The following is a 21,384-nucleotide window of genomic DNA, read 5'->3' on the forward strand; positions in this document are numbered from 1 at the left end:
GGGCGTCTACATGGGGGATTGCGAGGACAACCGTGAGTTTTGATCGAAGCCGGATGCCGGCCGTGCCGCCGTGGCTGGCGGGCGGTGCCGCGAACGTACCACCCCCACCGCCATGGGTCGACGACGAGGAGTCGTCCTACGACGCGCCCGCGCCGGCGCCGCGACCCGACACGCCGCGCCCTCCGCTCCGGGTGGTGTCCGACGAGCCGACCTCGCGTCCGCCGACCATTCCGCCTGCGCCCCAAGAACAGTCGTGGCCGCCTGCCACAGCACCGCAGGCCGAGCCGACCCCGCCGCAATCCGGGCACTACGCTCCTGCGCCGCACCATCCCGTCGCGCCGCAGCAGCCGCACACCGCCCCGCCGCAACACCCCGTGGCACCGGCGCAGCAGCACGCCACCCCGCCACTGCAGCACACGGCCCCGCAACACCCAGCGGCACTGCCGCAGCAGCATGCCGCCCCGCCGCAACACCCAGCGGCACTGCCGCAGCCGCACACCGGCCCGCCGCAACACCCCGAAGGTCCGGGGCAGCAACACGCCACCCCACAACCGCACCCCACACCGCAGCCGCACCGCGCCCCGCCACAACCGTATCCGGTTCCGCCACAACCGCATCCGGCCGCACCCGGGCCGTACGGCGCGCCCCACGATCCATACGGTTCGCCGGCCGACCAACGGTTCGGTCCTCCGTCCAACCCCTACCAGCCGAACCCTCACTACGCGCGCGACCAGATCCGCCCCCAGGGTTTCGGGCCACAGGGGTTCGTTGCCGGCCAACCGGGCGACGGTCTCGAATCGGCCGCGTTGCTCCGCAAGGCGCGACGCGCACCCCGGTCGGGCTGGCGCCGCACCGTGCACCGGATCACCGGCGGCGTCGTCAATCCGGGCGACTCCCAACAGACCGTCTACTACGACGACCTCGTGCGCCAGGTGAACGCGCCGGTCCGCGACGACTTCCGGATCGCCGTCCTCTCCCTCAAGGGCGGCGTCGGCAAGACGACCACCACCGTCGGTCTCGGCTCGACGTTCGCCAACCTGCGCGGCGACCGCGTCATCGCGGTCGATGCCAACCCCGACCTGGGCACACTGTCACAGCGGGTGCGGCTCCAGACTCCGTCGACGGTGCGCGACGTCCTGCTCGACGACTCGATCTTCCGCTACTCCGACATCCGCCGGCACACCTCGCAGTCCAGCAGCAGGCTGGAAGTGCTTGCGTCCGAACGTGATCCGGCGACCGCGGAGACCTTCAACGAGCAGGATTACCGCAGCGTCATGCGAATCCTGCAGCGGTACTACAACATCATCCTGACCGACTGCGGGACCGGGCTCTCCCACTCCGCGATGAACGGTGTCCTCGACCTGGCACAGACGCTGATCCTCGTCTCCACGCCCGCGCTCGACGGGGCGCGCAGCGCCAGCGCCACGCTGGACTGGCTGGAGGCCCACGGCTACGAGCACCTGGTGTCGCGGGCGGTCGTCGTGTTGAGCGGACCCCGCAAGGGCTCCACGAAGATCGACGTCGACCGGCTGGCGCAGCACTTCCTGGCGCGCACCCGGGCCGTGCAGATCGTCCCGTACGATGACCATCTCGCCGAGGGCGCGGAGGTCGACCTGGCGTTGCTGGACAAGGCAACTCGACGGGCGTTCGTCGAGCTGGCGGCGACCGTGGCCGAGGACTTCGCCGTGGCCGGCGACGAGCGCGAACAGCACCACCAGTAGAAGGCACGAGACAATGGCAGATTTCATGCAGGCCCGCCGCGTCTTCGACGCGGGAGTGTTGGCGTGGGGAATACCCGTCGATGGCCAAGAGGCGCAACGCGATCAGCGGTATGCGTCGCTCGCGTTCAAGCGGGCCACCGAGTACGCGCCGATCATGGCCGATGCGTGGCTCGGTCGTCTCGCCACTGGCGACAACTCCACCGAGGTGCTGTTCAACATCTACAAGCATCGCGAATCGCTGTTCGTCGAGCAGCGGCGGCTGGGTCTGGCACCGCGAACCCTGTTCGGGCGGATGTACACCGGCTTCTACATCGACTACCCGGTGTCGGATCCCTCGGAGGCAGCCGCCGCATATGCCTGCGCGATGATCGGCGAGGGTGACTACGACGAGGCCGAACGGGCCCTCGATTCCGTTGCCCCCACCGAGAAACCGCCGATCATCGCCTTCGCCCGCGGCCGGCTGCACTTCCAGACCCAACGCTGGCCGGACGTGTTGACGGCACTGGCCTCGTCGGCGAACTGGACCGACGAGTACATGGCCGCCACCGGCCACATGATGGTCGGGACCGCATGCGCGCAGCTCGGCTTGTTCGGCGAGGCCGTCAAGCGTCTCGAGGCGGCCGAGTCCGGCCCGATCCCCGCGGCCCAGACCGCATCGATGTTCACCCGCGGGCTGTGTCTGCGCGAGATGGGCAAGGAAGCCGAAGCCCGCGCGGTGTTCGAGACGGTCTACTCTCGCCAGCCCGACTACGAGGACAACGCGAAAGCGCTGGCGGACCCCAAGTTCCGCATCGTGGTGACCACCAAGGAAGAGATCGACAAGCGCACCGACCCCTGGGACCCGCAGTCGGTGCCCGCCGAGGAGACCGCACCGGTCGAGCCCAAGCCGGACCTGCTTGCACAAGCGCAGCAGGAACTCGGTGAGCAGATCGGGCTGGAATCGGTGAAGGCGCAGGTCGCCAAGCTCGAGTCGGCCGCGTCGCTGGCCAAGGTGCGCGCTGAACGCGGGCTCGCCAGTGCGGCCCGCTCGCAGCACCTGGCGTTCACCGGTCCCCCCGGTACCGGCAAGACGACGATCGCCCGCATCGTCGCCAAGATCTATTGCGCGCTGGGCATTTTGAAGACCGATACGGTTGTCGAGGCCAGCCGGCGCGACTTCGTCGGCGAACATCTCGGCGCCACCGCCATCAAGACCGGGGCGCTCATCGATCGGGCTCTCGACGGCGTCCTGTTCATCGACGAGGCGTACACGCTGATCCAGACCGGCCTGTCCGGCGGCGACGCGTTCGGCCGGGAGGCCGTGGACACGCTGCTCGCGCGGATGGAGAACGACCGCGATCGCCTCGTCGTGATCGTCGCCGGATACGACGGTGAGATCGACCGCTTCCTCGCCGCCAACGACGGCCTCGCCTCACGCTTCGCCCGCCGGATCCGATTCGACTCGTATTCGCCCGCCGAATTGGCCGAGATCGGGAAGCTCATGGCCGGCAAACGGGATTCGATCATCTCCGACGATGCGTTCGACGCGTTGATCGCCCGGGTCTCGCCGCTCTGCGAGACGACGCAGGTCGATCAGAGTGGCGAGGTGCGCCGCAGCATCGACCTCGCCGGCAACGGCCGGTTCATCCGCAATGTGCTCGAGGCGGCCGAGGAAGAACGCGAATACCGGTTGAGTACCGGGGACGTCGGCATCGACGAACTCGACGAGCAGGCACTGATGCGGATCGAGGCCGGTGACCTCAACGCCGCGCTCGACACGGTGCTCGGGATGTTGCAGCGCAGCTGAACTCCGGGTACCGATCAGCCGGCCGGTACCACGACCACCTGCACGCCACCGATCCCGTTGTCGGCCAACAGCTTGGCTGCGGCGTCGGCGGAGCGCTGCTCCGCGAACACCCAGCGGACCGGCTGACCGGCGCCCGCCGCGGCGGCCCTGCGCGCCTGATCGACGAGCTGCGCGGTACCGGGCCACGAGGGGTCGAATGCCCCGCTGGACAACACATGCGAGTCGTAGCCGGGTGCCGCGGTCATCAACAGGGTGCCGTCCGTTTCCCGGCCGTCGAACCCGAAGTCGCCCACCGTGTACACGAAACCCGAAGGCGTACCGGTGATCTGCTGATCGAAGCGGCGGGCGGTGGGGTCGAGCTTGTAGCCGGTCGGGAACCAATGACCGGGCTGCCTGGTGGCGACGTCGCGACCCTTCTCCGCCGACTGCACGATCACCGTGACGTCCTTCTCGGCGGTCGCCGAGATGGTGAAGTCACTGTCGGCGTGATAGTTGATCGTCTGGGTGCGCGGATCGGCAAACGTGAAGACGCACTGCGACATTCCGGTGCCGTTCATCGGCATCGTGGTGGTCTGCGTGCACGAACCGGCAGGCGACCCGTTGACCGTGAGTGACGACGTCTGGACGATCGTCACCGATCCCCGGTCCGCGCCGGGCATCGAATTGGTGAAGTGGTAGACCAACAGACAGTAGGTGTTGGTGCAATTGTCCAGATTGCCACTGGGTTTGGGGACGTTGACCTCGGGCGCGGCCACCTTGGACAGCGGATCCTTCAGTCCCTGCACAGTCGCGTAGAACTCGGTGACACCGTCGTTGCTGAGGAGTGTCACCTTCAGTTTGGTGGTCGTCGGACGATCGGCGGGGGCGGTGCGAACCGGTCCGGCGATGCCGAAGATGGTCCCATCCGGGTTGAGCCGCACCGGATTCTGGCCCGCCAGGATCGTCTGACCGTCGTCCTGCATGGGGCCGAGCGCGATGCCCTGCGGATCGCCCGTCGGTGTTCCCCGCCGGTCGGGTGTCTGGTCGCCGGCGGGCATCGGGGTGGTCGAGGTGTCCGGTTTGATGCGGTCGTCCTGGTCCTGGGAGGTGAGAGCGAAGGTCGACGGTCGCAGGACCTCCCCCAGGTCGACGCCGAAGAAGTCCGGCGGCACCATCGCCCACTGGCCGGCGGCGCCTGTCGAGTCGCGATGGATGTTGTCGGGCGCGTCGGCGTTCCACGCGTCCCAGAACCCGGCACCCGCCTTCACATACGTCGTGCCGGCGAGTTCGAGGACCTCGGCGGGTTGCTTGTCGGCGGCGATCTTGCCGTGCACATCACCGGCGGCGGTCACCGTCAGGTCCTGCATCTGCAGGGTGCGGCCGCCGACCGCCATCTGGCCGGTGTACTGCGCGGCGGGTGCGTCGGCCATCGGGAGTGTGGCGGCGTTCAGCCGCTGCTGGGCGCGGGTCGGGGCCGACGCCACCGCCTGCCCGGACGTGGAAACGGGGATCACGCCACTGAAAGCCAGGATCAGGGTGACCACCAGGCACGCCACTCCCACGATCGCGGTGATCAGCGATCCACGCATTCCCCGACCCCCTCACCGTGATCCTCGATGTCATCCATCCGATCGCATGATTCTCGATCGAACACCCGAATTGATAACCTACATGCGTTGTTTGTGTCGCCAAGCGGCGATGTAGGGGGACAAGTGACAGAACTGAATGTTGAGCTCGACGCCATCCATGGTTTCGGGGTGCGGACCGAGGACCGCGGCACCACGGTATCCGTCGAAGCCAAGCGGGGCGAATTCGACACCGCCCTGATGACGACCGTCTTCGGTCTGGTCGGCGCAGATTTCATGGCGGTGGCCTCCCTCGTCACCAATACCCATCACCGCCAGATCGGTGACCTCGGCAAGCGCTACGCGGAGATCGGGCGGGCGGTGATGAGCGCCGCGTTCGGCTACTCCGAGACGGATGCGCAGAACGCCACGCAGTTCGGGAGTGTCGATGCGATGGCGAAGTCGCTGGGCGGAGCGAGCACCAACCTCGCCACGGGACTCGATCCGGCGAGCCAGAGTCTCACCCGCGAACAGGTCGCGCGGATCATCATCGACCGCGGCCACAAGATGGGCATGTCCGACGACGAGATCAAGTCCGCGATCGCCACCGGCATGGTCGAATCGAATCTGCAGAACATCAACTTCGGCGACCGCGACAGCGTCGGCGTGTTCCAGCAGCGCAACTTCGCCCCCTGGACCGTCAACGGCCGCAACCGGATGAACGTCGATGACGCGGCGACGTCCTACTACGAACAACTGCGCGGGACGTCGGGCAGCCCGGGCGACCGGGCTCAGGCGGTACAGAGGTCGGCATTTCCTGACAGGTACGCGGCCCGGATGGGCGAGGCCACCCAACTGTTCACCACGCTGAACTCGACCGGTACCGTCGCCGCGAGCGCCGACACCACCGCTCCCGGCCCCGATAGCCGGGTGCGCGCGTAGATGATTCCCCTGGCACTTCTCCTCGCGCCGCTGCACGCGCTGCTGCAGGCATTCGGGACCGGCTCGATGCCCTTTCACGGTCCGTCCACCCAGCTACGCGACGCCAGTGACGTGCTCGACGGGGTGCGCGCACAATCGACGCGATCCACCGTCGAACTCGACCAGCACTGGAACAGTCCCGCCGCAGCACAGGTCGTGCAGACCATGGGCTCCGCCCACGCCGATACGGGTCACGTCTCCGATCGCGGCAACCACATCGCGTCGGTCACCGACACCGCGACCGATCTCATCAACGGCGGCTACAAGGACCTCAGCGGGGTCATCGACTCGTTCGTCGAGTCGGTATCCGCCTCCCCGATCGTGTTGACACCGGAGGGTTTTCCGGCGTTGATCCAGCTCGCCGAAACCCATCTGCAACGTGCGGACACGATCGTCAAGCGTGTCCGACACGATCTGGCCTCCGAGACCCACAAGTTGCAGAAGGTGGCCGACGAGCAGGCGGCCGAACAGCGCGAGTTCACCAAGCGCCACAAGGAGATCGCCGCGTTGTCGCGGTCGATGGCGTCGGCTCCGGACGGGAGTGATGCGTCCAAGGCCGGTGTCGCGCAGGCGATCACATCCGAGAACCTGCCCGGCGGCGGCGTGCGTCTGACACTGCCGAACGGGAAGGTGGTGAACGCGCCGAACGAGAAGGCCGCCAACGCCGTTCGCGCCGCGCTCACCCAGCAGGGTGTGCACTATGTGTGGGGCGGCACCACCCCGGGGCAGGGTCTCGACTGCAGTGGCCTGACGCAGTACGCGTATCGGCAAGCGGGCATGGAGATTCCACGCACCGCGGAGAATCAGGCGGTCGGCGCCCGTGTCCCGGAGGGTCAAGCACAGGCGGGCGACCTGGTGGTGTGGAGCGGGCACGTGGCCATGGCGCTCGGCGACGGCACGATGATCGAGGCCGGTGACCCGGTGGGGATCTCACCCATGCGGACCGACAACATCGGCCAGCAGTACATGGGTATCTACCGACCCACCTCGACCGGGACCGTCAGCGCCGCATCCTGATTCGGCGCCGCAGCCCGGCTCAGCGCAGCGTGACCTGCCGGCCGCGGATGCCGTCGCGTGACCTGAGTTCGGCGCCGGTGAGGTCGCCGGTCGCGGCGAGGGCTTCGCCGAGCCATTCGTCGAACTGATCGAGACCGCCGTACCACTCTTCGTGGTGGAGTTCGTTGTCGAGATCGAACACCGGCACCAGCAGGCCATGGGTGCGGAAGGAGCCGGCGAACCGCGACCCCTCGCCGAGGGTGAGCCGGCCCGCCGCGTGCAAGCGGGCGAGCGCGGTCATCAGCTCGTCCTCGGGTTCGGGCCGCACCCACCGCAGATGCGCCCGTTCGCCGGCGTCGACCCACCAAGGCGCGCCGACACCGCTCTTCGGGGTCAGTCGCGCGGTCGGCATGATCGAGTCGTTCGCGCGCTGGACCATCTGTGCGATCTCCGGCGGGACGTCGGTGCCTTCGGGAAACCACCAGCCGAAGTCGTCGTAGACGGTGATCTCGAGCGGTGAATCGACCTTGAGCAACTCGGCCGCCGTCTGGTCGGTGCCGGTCGGCCGGTACTCCGCGCCGATCGGCGCGTGGGCGGCCCAGGCGATCGCATCGGCGAACGCACCCGGCAGATCGGTCGGCTCGGGATCGGTCTGCAGCGCGACGAGCCCTTCCGGTCCGACCCGAGGATTCTCCCGCACCAGCGCGGGCACCGCGCCGGGCAGAATCGTCGCGACCAGCACATCGTTGCGTACGCCCTCCGGTCGCGCGGGCGGCGTGTCGGGAACGTCGTCGGACGGCACCACGGATGTCGGCGCCGGCGTCGCGGCACCCGGTTCGACCAGGTCGAGCATCGCGGTCGCCGAGGCGACGAACGATCGCAGTGCGACGAGATCGCACTCGGCGGCCAGGCCGGCGAACGGCCGGGGCGTGGGTGCCATCGCGGCGGCCTGCCGCTGCTTGCGCGCGGCCACCCGCTCCGCGCGATTGCCGCCGGGACGTGGGCCGGCGCCGCGTTTGCTCTTCTTCGCCATGGCGCTACCTTCTCACGTCAGTCGACGGTGACAAGCCATTCCCTCACCTGTGCGGGTGTGTTGGTGGCGAGCCAGCGGACCCCGATGTCGGCGCAGAACTGGACGTCGACCCGTTCGTCGACGGTCCAGCAATATGTCACGCGTCCCGACGCGGCGGCCCGGTCGACGAGGTCCGGGTATTGGCGCAGGGTTTGCACCGAGGGCCCGATGCCGGTGGCACCGACCGCGGTGGCGGCGCTGCCGCCGAAGAGACGTGCGGTGTCGCCGAGCAGGATCGTCGGCAACATCGGCGCGTGCCGCCGCACCCGCCAGACGCCCGCCGACGAGAAGGAGATCACCACGGCCCGACTGTGATCGGCCGACGGCGGTGCCGCGACGCCGAACTCATGGAGCACCTCGAGGAGCTTGGTTTCGACGAGGCTGCCGAATCGCACCGGATGCTTGGTCTCGATGAACAGCCGCACCGGTCGCCGCCAGTCGAGGGTCAGCGTGAGCAGGTCTCGCAGCGTCAGCACCGTGGCGGGTTTGCCGTTCTGGTGCCAGCTGCCGAAGTCCAGTTCCTTCAGCTCGGCGAGCGTCATCTCGCTCACCACCCCGCTGCCGTCGGAGGTGCGGTCCACCGTGCGGTCGTGGATGCACACCAGCTCGTGGTCGCTGGTGAGCCGCACGTCGCACTCGAGTCCGTCGGCGCCCTGCGTCAGGGCGAGTTCGTAGGCGTCGAGCGTGTGCTCCGCGAGATCGGCCGACGCCCCCCGATGGGCGACCACCGCGGGTTTGCCGGAACGGGAGATCTGCTCGGCGCTCGTCATACGACCGCCACCCACCGTCGTTCCGGCACCGGCTCCTGCCGCACGCCGGCGAAGATACTGTCGATACGGCGGGCCAACCACCAGGCGAACACCGCCGAGACCGCCGAGCACACGGCAACGGCCAACAGGCCGTTGGCGCCGGTCTGGATCGACCCGGACCGCCATGCGACAACGCGGGTGGCCAGTGCGAGGATCGCGAGCCCGTTGACGATCGCCCAGGCCACCCAGACACGGGTGAGCCGGTCCCGGGTCATGGCGGCGTCGAGGTCGTCGCGCATCGCCGTGACCTCGTGGAGCAGCAGCCCCGCGCCGAGCACATTGACCAGCGGAACGCCGGCGAGCAGCGCGACCACCCACCGTCGACGCGGGTCACGACGGTCGTGACGCCGATAGGCATCCGACCGCAGCTCGATGATCCAGCGGACGAATACCACTGTGGCGTAGGCGAAGGCGAAGAGTGACACGATCCCGCCGAACAGCACCAGGAGTGTGGTCAGCATGTCCGTCCAGGCGGGCACCGGGGTCGACCGGTTGACGACCAGCAGGAGGTATCGAAGCAGATGGGCGCCGGCAGAGATCCCGAGCGTCACCGCGAGGACCTGCAGCGCCCGCAACAGCGCGGCGGCGAGGTGCTCGCTGGGCGAACTTTCGGCGACCTCGGAGAGCGGGACGTCGCGCAGTCCCCAATGCGGGACGTAGACGTAGCGGGGGATCAGGCGGGGACCACTCGGCCGGGCGGCCCGACGTGGCGGGATGGCCTCGGGTGGGCGGCGGGCCACCCACCGAACGCGGTGGCTGCGGTAGACCCGGTGGGTTCGGGGGGCGTGGGCACGCGGGGGTTCGGCGCCGATCACCCGCAGTGGGCCGCCGCATCGCGGGCATCGCTCCCGCCCGGGGCGATGAGGTGCCTGGATACGGCACCTTGGGCAGAGGTCGATCATCGTGCCTCGGGATTCCCCGTCTCGATCGGCTTACCGTGCTCGACCCAGGCCAGCATGCCACCCCGGACGCAGTCACCCTGCAATCCGAGCTGATCGAGGTATTGCAGAAGCCGCATCGATCGCCCGCTGGAATGGCAGACCACCAACAACTCGTTGTCGAGATCGATCTCGTCGAGACGCGCCGGCACGTCGCCGAGCGGGATGTGCACCGCTCCGCGCACATGGCCTGCCGCCCACTCGTCGTCCTCACGGACGTCGAGCAGAACGCGGCCGACCTCGTCGGAGAAATCGTCCGGCAGCTCCGTCACCGGCACCTGCCGGATCTCGTCCATGCTCACCAAACCATGGTGGCACAGGCACTGCCCGCTGGGGCGTGTCTCCTACTGCTTCCGCGACACCAGCAAGGGCCGATGGGAGACACGCCCGAGGTGCCAGGTGCTGATCTGCGGGCACCCCGGCCTGTGCACAAACCACTCGACGGGGGTTCGACTGGACTTGAGAGGCCACATATGCGGACGACCCGAATCGTCACTATGACGACCTGCATAATCCTATCCACATGGCGATTTGACAACCGCCACCGCCCGTGAGGCGACGACCGTCAACCTGTGGATGAGACTGTGGAAACTGTGGAAAACCGCAGCGCGATTGGCACCCATTTTGTGACCCCTTTCACAAGGTGTGTGATCGCGGTCACCGAAATCGTCTGTCGTTGGATCAGATCATGCACCAGTCTGCATCTCGGGCGTCGCTTGCGGGTGAGTTCCCAGCCCGCCTAGCGCTGTGGATAACTTGGGGAGAATTGGCTCCTCGGGCGGCTGCGACACTAACGAAGGTCGGTTCGCACACCCCGCCGGCCGACACCGTCCTCGACGGCGTCGAGCGCGGAATCCACCAGACCGGCGACCAGACCCTCACGCCATCCGCGCACACCGACATGTCCGCCCGTGAGTCTGGCCAGCAGCGGCTTGGGCGCCTCGATCACGGTGATCTCCGCGTCCGGGAAGCGTTCGGCCAGCACCGACCGCATGACCCCGACCCCGTCGACGAGGCCGACCTCCATCGCGCGCTCGCCCACCCAGATGTCACCACTGAACAACTCGTCGTCGGGCGCATCGAGTCTCTTGCCGCGACGTTGCCGGACCCACGCGATGAACGCCCCGTGCAGCTGCGACTGGAGATCCTTGAGCCACTCGACGTCCTCGGGCCGCTCCGGCGAGAAGGTGTCCAAGCGGGCCTTGTTGGCGCCGCTCGTGTAGAGCCGACGCTCCACGCCGAATCGGGTCAGGACATCGGCGAGACCGAACCCCGACGACACCACCCCGATCGAACCCACCAGCGAGGTGTGCGCGGCGAAGATCTCGTCGGCCGCGCACGCGATCCAGTAACCGCCCGACGCCACGATGTCCTCGCAGAAGGCGAGCACCGGCACACCCTTCTCCGACGACAGCTGCCGGATCCGTTCGGCGATGTACTCGGACTGCGCCGGCGAACCGCCCGGCGAATTGATGACCACCACGACCGCCTTGAGATGCTCGGTGTCGAAAGCCCGCTTGAGGACGGGTTCGATCGACTCCGTGGTGATCCCCGGGCGGCCCGTCATCGCCATCCCGATGGCACCATCGAGACGCACCACCGCCACCCGATCGGCGCGGGCGGCCGCCCTGCGCTTCATCAGCTTCGTCCACGGTCGTGCACTCATGTGGCGAGTGTATGGCGTGGGACAGGCCATTACACTCTTCTCCCGTGCACATCCGTTGGCTCACCGCGTTCCTCGACTTCCCTGCGGAACAGTTCGGGCCGGAGGTCACCTTCTGGCGGGCCATCGCCGGCAGCACCGTCTCCCCGCCCCGTGGCGCACATCGCGAATTCGCTTCCCTCGAACCGTTCAACGGCGATCCCCACCTCCGCGTGCAACGCATCGAGAAGGGCCCCGGTGGCGTCCATCTCGACCTGCACGTCGACGATCCCCGGGCCGCGGTCGCCGAGGCTATCGGCCTGGGCGCCACCGTGCTTCAGGAATGGCCGGACGGGCATGTCATCGTCGAGTCACCCGCGGGCTTCCGGTTCTGCATCGTCGAGTGGCACGGCGAGTCCGAGCGGTCGCGGCCGATCCGGTGGCCCGGCGACACGATCAGCATCATCGATCAGGTGACCATCGACGTGCCGGCCACGTTTCACGACCGCGAACTCGTCTTCTGGGCGCAGCTGACCGGACGCCCGACCGCCCCCACGTCGCGGCCCGAACTGACCGCGGTGCAGCGTGATCCACGGCTTGCCATCGGAATCCTGCTGCAGCGCAACGGACCCGAGTGCGATTCACTTCGCGCGACCGGCCATCTCGACCTGGCGACGACGTCGGTCGACGACGAGGTGTCGCGTCACGAGGGGTGGGGTGCGCGGGTGATCGAGCGGATGCCGAAGTGGACCGTGATGGCCGACCCGGTGGGGCGTCGCTACTGCATCACCAGCCGAAACCCGCGTACCGGACGCTGAGCGGGCGGCGGCACGAAGCCGTCAGCGGTCACAGAAGTCCTGCAGGAGTTCGATTTCCGCGTGCAGCGCGGATCTGGTTCGTCGATCCGGTTCGACGTCCAGGTTCACCCGGACACGACGCTGCGCGTCGAAACCCCAACTGCCGGCGAGCCGGCCGTCGACGAGGACGAAGCCCGGCGATATCCCGTTGGCGGTCTGCAGCGCCCGGTAGTACTCCTCGTCCGCCACCCTGCGTCGATCTGCTTGTGCGACAAGGATGTTGTCGTACGGGGCGATCAATCTCGGTGGCGCCGCGAGATCGTCGTCGACGATGTCGAGGCCCTCGAGGTCGAACAGCGCCTCATCGTCCGGTCCGGTCAGGGTTGTCAGTTCCCAATCCGCGACCATCTCGTCGATCAGCGGGCGCAGTCGGGTCAGTCCACACCACGATTGGATGCCGTTGACCGTGGCCGGCCCGAACCCCCGCAGGTAGAGACGGATCAGATCCTTGCGGGCCTCGTCCCCGGTGACCGCCGGTGATCGGGGCCCGACCCAGTCGTCGAAGAGCCGATAGGTCGGTGCCGCACTGCCCCGCCAGAGTCCGCGCGGTGGCACCTGGACCAACGGCAGTCCGCAACGCGCCACGCCGACCATCGATGCCCGGTCCGCACCGGGATGTACCTCGGTCAGGTGTCGACCGAGAGCGGCCGTGGATGCCGGACCCTCGGCAAGCAATTCCGTTGCAGTCGTGAGAACTTCGTCTACGGAGACCGACTCGAGGCGACGGGCGTGCACCGAGAGTTCGGCGTCGAGGACCGGTTGCGCGACGGCCCGGATCCATCGGGCGTCCTCGGCGTCGGCGAGGAACACCGTCGAGCGCAGCAGCGCCATCCGCACCACCTCCCGGGACGAGAGGAGATCGTCGAGTTCGGACGGTTCGAAATCGGCCATCCGCGACCACAGTCCGTAGAACGGCGCCCTGGGATCCTGGGCCTGCATCCCGACACAGCGGTCAAGGACCTCGATCGCGTCCTCGTCGACCCGGGAGAGCAGATGCTGACGTGCCAGCAGCGTACGGTTCCACTGCCGCAACGTGATCCGTTCGGTCACCGATCAGGTGGTGGGATAGTGCAGCCCGGTGGCGGCGTGGCATCGATAGCCGTGCGGGTTCTTCGCGAGGTACTGCTGGTGATAATCCTCGGCGCAGTAGAAGCGTCCGTCGCCCGCGCGCTTCAGCGGCGCGATCTCGGTGGCGATCGGCCCGAGACCCGCCTCGGCGAGCACCGTCGCGAACTTCTCCGCCGAAGCCCGGGCGAGGTCGGCATCGCCGTCGGAGAATGTGTAGATCGCCGACCGGTATTGGGTGCCGATGTCGTTGCCCTGCTGCATTTCCTGCGTCGGGTCGTGGCTCTCCCAGAAGATCTTCAGGATGCCTTCGAGGTCGATGACCGCGGGGTCGAACACCACGAGAACCGATTCGGTGTGTCCGGTACGCGCCGTGCACACCTCCTCGTACGACGGATTCGAGGTGTGTCCGCCGGCGTAGCCCACCGCGGTGGTGTACACGCCGGGCACCTGCCAGAAGATCTCCTCGACGCCCCAGAAGCATCCGCCGGCGAGAACCACCTTCTGTAGTCCGTCGCCGAAATCGCCCACCCCGGTGCCATCGCGGTCACCGTCACCGCGCATCGGATGGTGGAGCAGGAGGTGTTCGGGCGCCAATGGCACCGGCTGGTTGCGGCCCGGCAGCGCCTTGTCGGGCGAGATCATCGTGCGCTTGCCGGATTGGGCCGAAAGTAGCTGGTCAAGCCAAGACATGTGTCGATTCTACGCGGGCCCGGCGACACACCGACCTTGAGAGATGCTGGACAGTCTGCCTATGATGTGCCCCACGTCGAGATGGTGTGACCACGCTCACGCCGTCGGAAGGGGTTGCATGGCCACGCACGCAGGTTCTGATCTCCGCCGGGTCCTCGGGCCGCGGCCGAGCGCGCCGCGTGCCACCTACAACGTCCGGTCCGCCTGCCTGGGTATCGCGGCCAGCCTCGTCGCTCTTCTGGCATTGTTCGTCGTCCTCGCGATCATCTGACGGGCCCACTGCGTCGCCTTCGCCCCCGTTGTTGCATTCGTCTTCGCGCTGCGTAAGGTCGGAGTGAGTACCCCCGTAGCAGTTCAGAGAGGAATACCGTGGCTGAATACACCTTGCCGGATCTCCCTTACGACTATGGGGCCCTCGAACCCCACATCTCCGGCAGGATCATGGAGCTCCACCACGACAAGCACCACGCCACCTACGTGAAGGGTGCCAACGACACCCTCGAAAAGCTGGCTGCCGCACGCGAAGACGAGAGCATCGCGGGCAAGGTCTACGGGCTGTCGGCGACGCTGTCGTTCCATCTCGGTGGTCACACCAACCACTCGATCTTCTGGAAGAACCTGTCCCCCAACGGCGGTGGCGAGCCCGAGGGTGATCTCGCGACCGCGATCACCGAACAGTTCGGCGGCTTCGACAAGTTCAAGGCCCACTTCACCGCAGCGGCCACCACCCTGCAGGGTTCCGGCTGGGCGATCCTGGGTTACGACACCATCGGCGGCAACCTCGTGATCCTGCAGCTGACCGACCAGAGCGGCAACATCCCGGCCGCCATCATCCCGGTGGTCATGCTCGACATGTGGGAGCACGCCTTCTACCTCGACTACCAGAACGTGAAGCCGGACTACGTGAAGGCCTGGTGGAACGTGGTCAACTGGGCCGACGCCGGCGAACGGTACGCCCGTGCCACCAGCCAGGGTGCCGGACTCATCGTCTCCGCCTGATTCCCGTCGCCCGACGGCGGTCACCCTTCGTTCAGGGTGACCGCCGTTCGTGCTTCTACAGCAGGATCGTCGCGACGACAGCGCCGACGCAGGCCACGACCACCACGGTGATGACCGCCGCATCGGCACGGCCGGGCCGAGACGGATAGGCGGTCAGTCGGCCGGTGCCGCCGCGGGCGGTGATCGCCTCGGACATCTCCGCGCTGCGTCGCAGGGCGCTCGACATGGCCGCGGTGATCATGTCGACGATGCCCATCTCGGCGGCCGGATGACCCGACCGGGCCGGGGCGCTCGGCCGCAGCCGATGCGCAGCGCGGAGCAGGCGGAGTTCGTCGACCAGCAACGGCAACCCACGCAGGCACAGCGCGATCGCCACAGCCCACTCGTCGACGGGCAGCCGGAGGAACCGCAGCGGCCGCATCAGCGTCGCGATGGCCGGCGCGACCTCGGCCATCGGGGTGGTCCAGATGACCAGGATCGAGCTCGCGAGCAGCACCAGGCCCAGCGTCGTGGCCCGGAGGTAGACGACGAGGGCCGCCGGACCGAAGAACAGGTTGAGCGCGCCGCCGGCGATGATCAGTCCCCAGAACCACCACGGCGGACGCGGGATCGCACCCAACGGGATGCCCGCGGCGAGCGCGGTGATCACCATGACGGCCGCGACCACACCGAGCGCGGGCCACGACGGCAACACCCAGGTCAACGCACTCAGCACGAGCACCACGAGCAGCTTCGTGCCCGCCCACAGGCGGTGCACGAAGGAGTCGCCGGGCACCTGCCGCAACGGCACGCTCTGCATGGTCATTCGACGACCTCCCGGGCGTTGTGGTGAGCGGGGATCTCGGTGAGCGTCCCGTCGACGAGCCGCACGCGGCGGTTGATGACCGCGTCGAGGTCGGCGAAGTCGTGCGAGATGATGACGAGGGTCAGACCGTCGGCCCGCAGCCGTGCGAGCAGCGCGACGATCTCCACCCGCGCGTAGGGATCGACGCCGGCCAGCGGTTCGTCGAGGACGAGTACCTGTGGGCGTCGGGCGATCAGCCCCGCGAGGACGACACGGCGCATCTGCCCGCCCGACAGGGAATCGATCTGCCGCGCCGCGATCTCCCGGGGCAATCCGACGAGTTCGAGGACCCGGGCAACCTCGGCGCTCCCGACCCGCAACCCGCCCGCGGCCATGATCTCGTCGCCGACGACCTGCTTCTGCAGCTGCAGCCGCGGATGCTGGAAGGCCAGTGCGACCTCGCCGACCTGATCTTTGACCGCCTTGCCCGCCAGGGTCGCCGACCCGGACGTCGGGGCGATCAGACCGGCCATGATCCACGCGAGCGTGGTCTTGCCGGAACCGTTGCCACCGACGATGAGGATGCCGTCGCCACGGTTGACGGTCAGGTCGACGTCGTGCAGCGCCTGCACCTCCCAGGGCGATCGGGGCAGGTACTTGTGCGCGATGTGGTCGAGGCGCAGCAAGGGCGGTCCCGCGGACGAGTGCGGCGTGGTCATCGCGCGCCACCCGACCGCGGGCGCTTCGGCGACCGACCCTGGCCGCGGTATCCACTCCGGTGGGTGCGACACCAACCGGCCCTGGTGCAGGTGGATGACCCGGTCCGCAGCCGCCGCCTCGGTGCCCCGGTGGGTGATCAGCACGACGCTCATGCCACGGCGCCGGGGCAGATCGGCGAGCAGCGTGAGCAATTCGTCGCGGCCCGTCGGATCGACCATCGAGGTGACCTCGTCGGCGATGAGGAGCACCGGATCGCGGGCGAGGGCGGCCGCGATGGCCAGCCGTTGTTGCTGGCCACCGGACAGATCCGAGGTCTCACGGTCGCCGAGTCCCGGTAGCCCGACCTCCGCGAGCAGCGCCTCGACGTCCACGTCGACGCCCGGCGGCAGCCCCCAGACGACGTCGTCGGCCACGCGCGACCCGAGCATCTGCGTTTCGGGCCGCTGCAACACCATCGCCGTGCCGCCGTGCCTGCCGAGGCCGGCCGCCCCCGGCCGGTGCACGGCTCCGGTGGTGGCTTCGTGGCCCGCGAGGATCTTCGCCAGGGTCGACTTGCCGGATCCGTTGGCACCGACGACCGCGACGAACTCGCCTGGCTGGATGCGGGCGGTGATGTCGTCGAGGACGAGGGGCGCACCGGCGTGATACCGGAAGCCGACGTGGTCCAGGGTCAGCGGCAGGGGGCCCGGCTCGACGTCGTCGATACCGCCGGCGAGGGTGTCCTCACTGGGGATCTCGGCCAGCCGGCTGATCACCCCTCCGAGCACCCACCACGCCACCGCCAGCGAGATGGCCGTGCCGATCGCCCCGGAGATCCACATCCACACCCACCAGTAGTCGACCAGGCTGTCACCCAGGGTCTGCACCGCATCGGCGACACCGCCCAACGCCGTGGAGGTGTTCAGCAGTTTGACCAGGCCACCGACCGTGTTGGCCAGCGCCTCGATGGCCAGCTCGCGCAACGGTTTGAGGATCAGCAGGATCAGTACCGAGAACCCGCCGAGGATGGGGGCGGCGATCAGCCCGGCCAGCACGATCGACAGCGCGCCACGTCCGCGGCGCTTGGTGTCACCGACGATGCCGCCGATGAGCGCCGAACCGAGCACGGTGAGGGCCGCACCCGTTCCCGCCATCGCGAAACTCACGCCGACGGTGGCGACCGCCGCGGCCGCGAGCGCACGTGGCCTGGTCCGCGCGGCGACCAGCGCCAACGGCACCGGCGCGAGGAGTCCGACGGCGGAGGCGAACGGGATGACCGCGGCGACGACGATCGCCGCGACGGTCAGTCCGCCGAAGATGGCGACGGATGCCATCTCCATCGGGCGCAGCGGGCCGGAGGTTTTCACCCCATCCAGTGTGCCTGGTGGTCGGAACACTGAATGAAGCTGTGTTAAAGAACCGTCACAACTCCCGTGTTCGAGTTGTCATCGAAGGTTGGCGGGTGGATTCTGCTTCCACACGGTTTCGGGCACTCGGGTATGTGCGGTAGAGGGGAGCCAGCGATGACGTCATCCATTCCGATCGGTCTCACACCGTTTCAGCACGGCGGTCACCTGAACGGCATCATGATCTCCGGCCGCTGGCCAGAATCGACACTGGAGTGGACGCAGACCCTCGTCGCGTCGGTCCGCATCGCGTGCCGCCCCGGGTTCCTGCCGACGACCACCATCTTCGGCGTCGTCGAGGACCGGCCCGACGACGCGGATGCCGACGCGGTCGGGATGATGGTGGCGGTCGGCAACGTCATCGACGACAGCTTCGTCGAAGCGGGCCGATTCCTGAGCAACCCGCCCGCCCTGGTGATGCTGCACCCGCCGTCGCAGACACGGCCGTCGCTGCCGGAGTGCTCACAGGTGGCGTCCGGATGTGTACTGCTGCCCGGGCTCCCCGAACTCGGTCTGGAACATCGCGCAGGGTGGGCCGAGGCCGAGGCGGACGGCACAGTGGTGACGCTCCGCAACCAGGTCGGGATCGACCCGAACGCCGATCCCGACACCGCCGTGCTCGCGATGCTGTTGGTGGCCTGACCTGCGAGCGGCACGATTTAGGGTGCCCAAACTTTCAGTTTTGTGCCCCCTACCTGCGAAAATGTGGCCAGGCGAGCAGTTGCGCGCTCAGGTGTGGGCGCCCTAACCTGGCCAACATGATTGCTGCCCTCCTCCTGAGCTTCGGCGTGATCTTCGTCGCCGAACTCGGCGACAAGTCGCAGCTGATGGCCATGACCTACGCCCTCCGCTACAAGTGGTGGGTGGTGCTCGCCGCCATCACCGTGGCAACCACCGCCGTGCACGCGGTGTCGGTGTTCTTCGGCCATTTCCTCGGTGTGTCGATCCCGTCCGATGTCATGTCGATCCTGGCCGGACTCGCGATGCTGGTGTTCGGACTGTGGACCATTCGCGGCGACCACCTCGACGACGACGAGTCCACCAAGGCCGAACGCGCCGGTGCGTCGGTGTTCTTCGCGGTGATGTCGGCCTTCCTGCTCGCCGAACTCGGCGACAAGACGATGCTCGCCACCATCACGCTGGCCACCAACCACGACTGGGTCGGCGTGTGGATCGGCTCGACCATCGGCATGGTCGCCGCCGACGCCCTCGCGATCCTCGTCGGCGCGCTGCTCCACAAGCACCTGCCGGAGAAGGCCATCTCGCGCATGGCCGCGGTCCTGTTCTTCGGGTTCGCCGCCTGGCTCCTCTACGAAGGCCTCAAGGACGCCGGCACGGTCACGGTCATCGCGACACTGTCCGCCGTCGTGGCGCTGCTGGGCATCGGCGCCGTCTACATCCATCGGGTACGACGCGCTGCCGCGCTCGCTGCCTCCGACGACACCGACACCGACGTCCACGAGGTCGGTACCCCTCGTTAGTGTTCTCGGTGTCGTCTCTCGAAAGGACACCGTCATGGACGTCTCCGGTTCCTCAGTCCTCGTCACGGGCGCCGCATCGGGCCTGGGCGCCGCCACCGCCAAGCGATTCGCCGCCGCGGGAGCCCAGGTCTTCGGCCTCGATCTGCAACCGTCGATCGACAAGGCCGCGCCGGTGGGCGGGGTCACCCTGATCCCTGCGGACGTGACCAGCGAGTCGGACGTGCAGTCCGCGATCGACACCATCGTCGAGGCCGGTGCGCCGCTGCGGGTCGCCGTCAACTGCGCCGGTGTTGGATGGGCCGCACGCATCCTCGGCAAGGACGGTCCGCACGACCTCGGGCTGTTCCAGAAGGTCATCAACATCAATCTCGTCGGCACGTTCAACGTGATGCGCCTGGCGGCCAACCGGATCGCGCAGGAACGGGTCGTCGACGGCGACGGTCAGCGCGGCGTCATCATCAACACCGCGTCCGTTGCCGCGTTCGAGGGACAGATCGGTCAGATCGCCTACGCCGCGTCGAAGGGTGGCGTGCATGCGATGACCATCTCCGCGGCCCGTGACCTGGCACGCGTGGGTGTGCGGGTGTGCACCATCGCGCCCGGCACAATCAGCACCCCGATGCTCGCGGGCGTGACCCCCGAGTTCCAGAAGACGCTGGCCGAGGCGATCCCGTTCCCGCAGCGCCTCGGCGAACCCGACGAGTACGCACAGCTCGCGGAGTTCATCGTGACGCACAACTATCTGAACGGCGAGACCATCCGGATGGACGGCGCGATCCGGATGGCACCGCGCTGATCCGCGGACTCCTACAGCGCCGACGCCTGCACGTCGGCCAGTGCACGTGACAGCCGGATGAGCGGAGCGGCGTCCTCGTCGAGGTCGGCGACCTCGCTGGGCACCACGTCACGCACCGCGCCGCGCACGCGGCCGACCTCGGTGTACTCGTCGACGGCCGCCCACAGCAACTCCGCGCGGGCAGCGTCGTCGACGACATCGAAATCTTCCGTAAGGAACGGGCTGAGCTGGGTCAGCGCGTCCCGGATCTCCACCACACGACGGCGCAGCAGCATCGACGGCGCCATCCCCCGGCCGGCGGGCAGGACGACCTCCGGGATCGCGTCGGTCAGCAGCGTCCACAACGGGAGCAGTTCCTCGGCGTCGTGACGATGGCGGCGTCCGGCGGTGACCGCATGCCAGCGCGCGTGCAGCATCGGGTAACTGATGCCGATCAGGAAGCCGACAACACCGACGATCGATGCGACCTGACTGCAGGTCAGCAACCAGTTCCAGCCGCCGAGACCGATCGACGCGATGACGACGAACGAGATCTGCAGCAGCGCACTCAGCGCCAGGGCCATGAGGCCGGCGACCAGCAGGCCGAGCGATATCTTGAGATACCCGTCGGCGAGACGGAAGAATCGCCGCACACTGTGGACACACGCCAGGAAGCCGTACGCCAGGTAGCCGCTGGCGATGAGGACGAACAGTGCGTATGCGATGTTGCTGACCGTCCAGTCCGACAGACTCTCTGTGCGCATATCGATCGGAATGATCAGCATCGTGATCTGCAGCCCGACGATGGCCGCGACCAGCGGGATCGCTTCGATACCCGCCCGATGCTCGCGCGTGGAGTGGTCGGGGAAGAAGAAGACGACGATCAGGGCCGCGACCCCGACCGCGAGCAGCCCGAAGAACAGCACCCGCTCGGCACCGACGAACGCGATGGTGTCGATCGCGTTGGCGACGTCCTCGTTGGACACCACGAACGCGAGGGTGAGAGCGGCGATCGCCACGGTCATCGCCAGCGGTTGGAGTCCACCGCCCTGGCGTCGGATCTGTTCGAGCCGCCAGCACAGCGCACCGGCAAAAACCACGGCGGCGAGTGCGTTGAGGATGCCGACGACGATCAC

General features: G+C 68.1%; 21 protein-coding genes. 10 read left to right on the top strand and 11 right to left on the bottom strand.

Going from position 1 to position 21,384, the window contains the following annotated elements:
• Positions 1 to 53: 53 nt before the first annotated feature.
• A complete protein-coding gene (locus ACWDTI_RS03695) occupies positions 54 to 1,721 on the top strand; it encodes an AAA family ATPase (protein ID WP_449736949.1) in 1,668 nt (555 codons plus the stop codon).
• Positions 1,722 to 1,734: 13 nt separating this feature from the next.
• Positions 1,735 to 3,507, top strand: a complete 1,773-nt coding sequence (gene eccA, locus ACWDTI_RS03700; protein WP_449736684.1) for a type VII secretion AAA-ATPase EccA — start codon at positions 1,735 to 1,737, stop codon at positions 3,505 to 3,507.
• Positions 3,508 to 3,521: 14 nt separating this feature from the next.
• Here the strand turns inward: eccA and ACWDTI_RS03705 are convergent, their stop codons facing one another.
• Positions 3,522 to 5,075 carry a hypothetical protein gene (locus ACWDTI_RS03705; RefSeq protein WP_449736685.1) on the bottom strand — a complete coding sequence of 518 codons (1,554 nt, stop codon included), beginning with the start codon at positions 5,073 to 5,075 and terminating at the stop codon, positions 3,522 to 3,524.
• 123 nt (positions 5,076 to 5,198) lie between these two features.
• Between ACWDTI_RS03705 and ACWDTI_RS03710 the strand changes: the two genes are divergently transcribed.
• Positions 5,199 to 5,993, top strand: coding sequence for a hypothetical protein (locus ACWDTI_RS03710; RefSeq protein WP_449736686.1), 795 nt, complete (start codon positions 5,199 to 5,201; stop codon positions 5,991 to 5,993).
• On the top strand, positions 5,994 to 7,049 hold the full coding sequence (locus tag ACWDTI_RS03715; protein ID WP_449736687.1) for a C40 family peptidase: 1,056 nt from the start codon (positions 5,994 to 5,996) through the stop codon (positions 7,047 to 7,049). It abuts the gene before it with no gap.
• Positions 7,050 to 7,068: 19 nt separating this feature from the next.
• Here ACWDTI_RS03715 and ACWDTI_RS03720 read toward each other — a convergent pair whose 3' ends face one another.
• The 5 genes from ACWDTI_RS03720 to ACWDTI_RS03740 form a co-directional block, all read right to left on the bottom strand.
• Complete coding sequence (locus ACWDTI_RS03720; protein ID WP_449736688.1) at positions 7,069 to 8,061, bottom strand: DUF5926 family protein; 993 nt, start codon at positions 8,059 to 8,061, stop codon at positions 7,069 to 7,071.
• Between the two features lie 17 nt (positions 8,062 to 8,078).
• A complete protein-coding gene (locus ACWDTI_RS03725; RefSeq protein WP_449736689.1) occupies positions 8,079 to 8,870 on the bottom strand; it encodes a glycerophosphodiester phosphodiesterase family protein in 792 nt (263 codons plus the stop codon).
• A complete protein-coding gene (locus tag ACWDTI_RS03730; RefSeq protein WP_449736690.1) occupies positions 8,867 to 9,649 on the bottom strand; it encodes a DUF4328 domain-containing protein in 783 nt (260 codons plus the stop codon). Before ACWDTI_RS03730 ends, ACWDTI_RS03725 begins: the two co-directional genes overlap by 4 nt.
• A 158-nt stretch (positions 9,650 to 9,807) precedes the next feature.
• Positions 9,808 to 10,143: a rhodanese-like domain-containing protein gene (locus ACWDTI_RS03735; RefSeq protein ID WP_449736950.1), complete on the bottom strand. Its 336-nt coding sequence runs from the start codon at positions 10,141 to 10,143 to the stop codon at positions 9,808 to 9,810.
• A 494-nt stretch (positions 10,144 to 10,637) separates the two neighbouring features.
• Positions 10,638 to 11,513, bottom strand: a complete 876-nt coding sequence (locus ACWDTI_RS03740; protein ID WP_449736691.1) for a S49 family peptidase — start codon at positions 11,511 to 11,513, stop codon at positions 10,638 to 10,640.
• A gap of 44 nt (positions 11,514 to 11,557) precedes the next feature.
• Between ACWDTI_RS03740 and ACWDTI_RS03745 the strand changes: the two genes are divergently transcribed.
• Positions 11,558 to 12,307 (top strand): VOC family protein, encoded by a 750-nt coding sequence (locus tag ACWDTI_RS03745; RefSeq protein WP_449736692.1) that lies wholly within the window; start codon positions 11,558 to 11,560, stop codon positions 12,305 to 12,307.
• A 21-nt stretch (positions 12,308 to 12,328) separates the two neighbouring features.
• Here ACWDTI_RS03745 and ACWDTI_RS03750 read toward each other — a convergent pair whose 3' ends face one another.
• Both ACWDTI_RS03750 and msrA read right to left on the bottom strand, forming a co-directional pair.
• Positions 12,329 to 13,396 carry a winged helix DNA-binding domain-containing protein gene (locus ACWDTI_RS03750; protein ID WP_449736693.1) on the bottom strand — a complete coding sequence of 356 codons (1,068 nt, stop codon included), beginning with the start codon at positions 13,394 to 13,396 and terminating at the stop codon, positions 12,329 to 12,331.
• 3 nt (positions 13,397 to 13,399) lie between these two features.
• Positions 13,400 to 14,104: a peptide-methionine (S)-S-oxide reductase MsrA gene (msrA, locus tag ACWDTI_RS03755; RefSeq protein ID WP_449736694.1), complete on the bottom strand. Its 705-nt coding sequence runs from the start codon at positions 14,102 to 14,104 to the stop codon at positions 13,400 to 13,402.
• A 118-nt stretch (positions 14,105 to 14,222) separates the two neighbouring features.
• On the opposite strand from msrA, the gene ACWDTI_RS03760 reads away from it, so the two are divergent.
• On the top strand, positions 14,223 to 14,375 hold the full coding sequence (locus tag ACWDTI_RS03760) for a hypothetical protein (RefSeq protein ID WP_449736695.1): 153 nt from the start codon (positions 14,223 to 14,225) through the stop codon (positions 14,373 to 14,375).
• Between the two features lie 98 nt (positions 14,376 to 14,473).
• Positions 14,474 to 15,103, top strand: coding sequence for a superoxide dismutase (locus ACWDTI_RS03765; RefSeq protein WP_449736696.1), 630 nt, complete (start codon positions 14,474 to 14,476; stop codon positions 15,101 to 15,103).
• A gap of 55 nt (positions 15,104 to 15,158) precedes the next feature.
• On the opposite strand, the gene ACWDTI_RS03770 is transcribed toward ACWDTI_RS03765, so the two are convergent.
• Together ACWDTI_RS03770 and ACWDTI_RS03775 are read right to left on the bottom strand one after the other, a co-directional pair.
• A complete protein-coding gene (locus ACWDTI_RS03770) occupies positions 15,159 to 15,908 on the bottom strand; it encodes an energy-coupling factor transporter transmembrane component T family protein (RefSeq protein WP_449736697.1) in 750 nt (249 codons plus the stop codon).
• Positions 15,905 to 17,953, bottom strand: coding sequence for an ABC transporter ATP-binding protein (locus tag ACWDTI_RS03775; RefSeq protein ID WP_449736698.1), 2,049 nt, complete (start codon positions 17,951 to 17,953; stop codon positions 15,905 to 15,907). The genes ACWDTI_RS03770 and ACWDTI_RS03775 overlap by 4 nt, the downstream gene beginning before the upstream one ends.
• A gap of 156 nt (positions 17,954 to 18,109) precedes the next feature.
• Here ACWDTI_RS03775 and ACWDTI_RS03780 point away from each other — a divergent pair, with 156 nt between their 5' ends.
• From ACWDTI_RS03780 to ACWDTI_RS03790, 3 genes are all read left to right on the top strand, one after another.
• Positions 18,110 to 18,634 carry a peptidase gene (locus ACWDTI_RS03780; protein ID WP_449736699.1) on the top strand — a complete coding sequence of 175 codons (525 nt, stop codon included), beginning with the start codon at positions 18,110 to 18,112 and terminating at the stop codon, positions 18,632 to 18,634.
• 116 nt (positions 18,635 to 18,750) lie between these two features.
• The gene (locus ACWDTI_RS03785; RefSeq protein WP_449736700.1) at positions 18,751 to 19,473 is read left to right on the top strand and encodes a TMEM165/GDT1 family protein; all 723 of its coding nucleotides are present in this window, start codon (positions 18,751 to 18,753) and stop codon (positions 19,471 to 19,473) included.
• A 34-nt stretch (positions 19,474 to 19,507) separates the two neighbouring features.
• Positions 19,508 to 20,269, top strand: a complete 762-nt coding sequence (locus tag ACWDTI_RS03790) for an SDR family NAD(P)-dependent oxidoreductase (protein WP_449736701.1) — start codon at positions 19,508 to 19,510, stop codon at positions 20,267 to 20,269.
• Between the two features lie 11 nt (positions 20,270 to 20,280).
• Here the strand turns inward: ACWDTI_RS03790 and ACWDTI_RS03795 are convergent, their stop codons facing one another.
• Positions 20,281 to 21,384, bottom strand: a complete 1,104-nt coding sequence (locus tag ACWDTI_RS03795) for an MAB_1171c family putative transporter (RefSeq protein WP_449736702.1) — start codon at positions 21,382 to 21,384, stop codon at positions 20,281 to 20,283.

This window comes from Gordonia sp. NPDC003424 (assembly GCF_053588655.1).

What these genes read in the sequence shown, in the direction of transcription:
- ACWDTI_RS03695 (WP_449736949.1), top strand. Translation starts at nt 54, where the DNA reads ATGCCGGCCGTGCCGCCGTGGCTGGCGGGCGGTGCCGCGAACGTACCA.
- eccA (WP_449736684.1), top strand. Translation starts at nt 1,735, where the DNA reads ATGGCAGATTTCATGCAGGCCCGCCGCGTCTTCGACGCGGGAGTGTTG.
- ACWDTI_RS03705 (WP_449736685.1), bottom strand. Translation starts at nt 5,075, where the DNA reads ATGCGTGGATCGCTGATCACCGCGATCGTGGGAGTGGCGTGCCTGGTG.
- ACWDTI_RS03715 (WP_449736687.1), top strand. Translation starts at nt 5,994, where the DNA reads ATGATTCCCCTGGCACTTCTCCTCGCGCCGCTGCACGCGCTGCTGCAG.
- ACWDTI_RS03720 (WP_449736688.1), bottom strand. Translation starts at nt 8,061, where the DNA reads ATGGCGAAGAAGAGCAAACGCGGCGCCGGCCCACGTCCCGGCGGCAAT.
- ACWDTI_RS03725 (WP_449736689.1), bottom strand. Translation starts at nt 8,870, where the DNA reads ATGACGAGCGCCGAGCAGATCTCCCGTTCCGGCAAACCCGCGGTGGTC.
- ACWDTI_RS03735 (WP_449736950.1), bottom strand. Translation starts at nt 10,143, where the DNA reads ATGGACGAGATCCGGCAGGTGCCGGTGACGGAGCTGCCGGACGATTTC.
- ACWDTI_RS03740 (WP_449736691.1), bottom strand. Translation starts at nt 11,513, where the DNA reads ATGAGTGCACGACCGTGGACGAAGCTGATGAAGCGCAGGGCGGCCGCC.
- msrA (WP_449736694.1), bottom strand. Translation starts at nt 14,104, where the DNA reads ATGTCTTGGCTTGACCAGCTACTTTCGGCCCAATCCGGCAAGCGCACG.
- ACWDTI_RS03760 (WP_449736695.1), top strand. Translation starts at nt 14,223, where the DNA reads ATGGCCACGCACGCAGGTTCTGATCTCCGCCGGGTCCTCGGGCCGCGG.
- ACWDTI_RS03770 (WP_449736697.1), bottom strand. Translation starts at nt 15,908, where the DNA reads ATGACCATGCAGAGCGTGCCGTTGCGGCAGGTGCCCGGCGACTCCTTC.
- ACWDTI_RS03780 (WP_449736699.1), top strand. Translation starts at nt 18,110, where the DNA reads ATGACGTCATCCATTCCGATCGGTCTCACACCGTTTCAGCACGGCGGT.
- ACWDTI_RS03785 (WP_449736700.1), top strand. Translation starts at nt 18,751, where the DNA reads ATGATTGCTGCCCTCCTCCTGAGCTTCGGCGTGATCTTCGTCGCCGAA.
- ACWDTI_RS03790 (WP_449736701.1), top strand. Translation starts at nt 19,508, where the DNA reads ATGGACGTCTCCGGTTCCTCAGTCCTCGTCACGGGCGCCGCATCGGGC.